Genomic DNA, 2422 nt, shown 5'->3' on the forward strand with positions numbered 1-2422 from the left:
GAGCTTTCAAGTGCAGGCGTTAGGCTCATAGTAAAAGAGGTTGATTTTACGATGAGCGAAGCAGGTGATGAGTTTAGCTTTAACCCTGATATGTCGGTATATCAAGTAGATGAAGGTTATAGCAAAGAGGCTCTTTTTATGGGATTTTTGCGCAGCTCTAGACCACTACCAAGTGATAGTGCAAAGACTAAGCTAAGTAGCGCTGCCTTAAATGATATCTCAAGCACTGGAGAGCATAAAGAGTATTTTGTGGATTTTGAAAAAATGGGTAAGGATAACGAGAGTATCAAAGCGCTCATAAAAGAAAGACTTAAAGAGCTAACCCTTTTAATGTATGCAAGATCAAAGAACATTAACGCAGAGAGTGTCACTTCAAACGAATATGAGAAATTTAAGCCAACTAGTAAGGATATAAATTCTCTAGCAAATTCTTGGAGTGAGAGGATAAGCTCTATCAGCAAGACTTTTGTGTAGAGATAAGTCATATATAAACTAAATTGTTGAAAGGTCGATTTAAATCAAAGAAAAACCTTACTCAAACAAATTTTGAAAATCATTGAGTAGTTTAAAATTTACTAAGGATAGTAAAATGCAAATTTCTAGCTCGCCTTATCCTTATCTATCTAGAGAGCACATAGCTAGTGAGATGGGGTTTAAATTTAACGATATAAACGATATCCTTGATAACAATATGGGATATGGTATGAGCTTTCCTAAATACGCAAGGCTTGATAGAAAAGCTCAAGCTGCGGCTTATGATAGACACATATATCCACTATCTGGCTTTACAAAAGGCGATGAAGCAAAAGTCACTATCATAGGAAAGCTTAGAGGTTATGATCCTGACTTTACAAGCGAGCAGTTATCAGATCTTAAAAATTTCATAAATGAAAGCAAGGGTTTGTTTGTTGAATACATACAAGGTCAGCAAGCAAAACCAGACAATGATAAGCCAAAAATTTTAAGAGATACCCCATACACTGTAAATGAATTTTTAAATGAATATCGTGGCGATCGCCAGTTGCTATTTATGCAAAACTCAAGGACTGTTGATCTGCTTGATAGCGATATGAGTGTTGATGAGTTTAAAGAAGAGTGGGCTAAATATGCACTAAAAGAGCGGTTTAATATAACTTTATCTGGCGAAGATGCTAAAAATGCTGTCAATATACTAAAAGAGATAAATGAAAAGGGTATTCAAGATATAGAGAACGTTGAAGAAGAAAAAGACGACACCAAAGAGAAAAAATTTACTCCTATCCAAGCTGAAAGCAAAAACACTGAAACTTATGACATTACTAAGGATGAGAAATTTTCGTTTTTACTTAAGCTTCAAGAGCTTGAGAGAGAACGAGGTATCGATGTGCTTCGTATCATGCAAAAGCTTGAAGAAAATGGTAAAAAGGTTGTCGATAAAAAGGTTTAAATTTATATCCAGCACAAGTCGCTACTAAGTCATCCTATGACAAGATAGAGGATGATCCTAGCTCTGCTTTATTTATCAAGCCATCTTATTTAAAATTTGCTTCTTGCCTATCTTTTGCATAAGCTCTAAGACGTCTATGCCTCTTTTTTCTTTGAAATTTAAAAGCTCTCTTGCATAGAGAAATTTCTGATCCTTGTTTATATCATAGGTCTCATACTTCTTCTTAACCTGCATAGGTTTAAATTTCTTCTCACTTTGCTCTTTGGCAAAATTTGCATTGTATTCTTGTTCTTCTTTGTGTAGTTTAGCTAGAAATTCTTTATGCTCTTTTGTAGTTTTTTCTACGTCTTCTCTATAAAGCTTTTTAAACTCTTCTATGCTTAGATCTGCTCTAGCAAACAAAGCAGCACCATCATTGCTCATCATAGTGCCTTCTGGAAATGAATTTACAAAAGCTTCTAGTTCCGCCTCTTCTTCTGCTGTGCCAAGACCAACCATTTTACCAACTATCGTTGGTTTGCCGTCTATAGAGTTTGTAAGCAACCAGTCCATGTAATCTTGGAGTTCGCGAACTCTAAATTCTTCCATATTTTCTGGCTCTCTTTTTGCTGATAAAGCCCGTCTTTCTTGAATGGTGTAATCAGACAGCATATTATCAATTCGATTTATAGTATCTACTATCCAGCCCTCTTTGCTTTTGTCTATATCTATAAATTCTTTTATAGTTTCGCTCCAGGGTTTAAAAAGATTCTTTGAGTAATCAAATTTTTCTTCGATGACGCTTTTGTCTTGCTTGCCTTCTTTGGCTACATTTTCTTTTTGGATAGTGTTATCTTGTATCTGTGTGTTGCTAAGTCCGTTTATGCTAGTTATCATTTTAACTCCCCTTTACGCCTTTATATCAATATCTCTTTTTATACCAAGCATATCTACTAGATATTTTCCAGCTGGGTTTTCGTTTAGCTCTTTTACTAAATTTAAAGGTGGCATGCTAAA

The 2422-nt window shown here is 35.1% G+C and carries 2 protein-coding genes and 1 pseudogene; 2 read left to right on the plus strand and 1 reads right to left on the minus strand.

What is annotated here, in order from left to right:
* Both CVT14_RS10765 and CVT14_RS10500 read left to right on the plus strand, forming a co-directional pair.
* A pseudogene (locus tag CVT14_RS10765) lies at positions 1-474 on the plus strand (flagellar biosynthesis protein FlgG); the annotation flags it as partial.
* Between the two features lie 115 nt (positions 475-589).
* Positions 590-1426 (plus strand): hypothetical protein, encoded by an 837-nt coding sequence (locus CVT14_RS10500; protein ID WP_021089126.1) that lies wholly within the window; start codon positions 590-592, stop codon positions 1424-1426.
* A 75-nt stretch (positions 1427-1501) separates the two neighbouring features.
* Here CVT14_RS10500 and CVT14_RS10505 read toward each other — a convergent pair whose 3' ends face one another.
* A complete protein-coding gene (locus CVT14_RS10505; protein ID WP_107850307.1) occupies positions 1502-2302 on the minus strand; it encodes a cell surface protein in 801 nt (266 codons plus the stop codon).
* Positions 2303-2422 lie beyond the last annotated feature (120 nt).

The organism is Campylobacter concisus (genome assembly GCF_003048445.1).
Classification (GTDB): domain Bacteria; phylum Campylobacterota; class Campylobacteria; order Campylobacterales; family Campylobacteraceae; genus Campylobacter_A; species Campylobacter_A concisus_BF.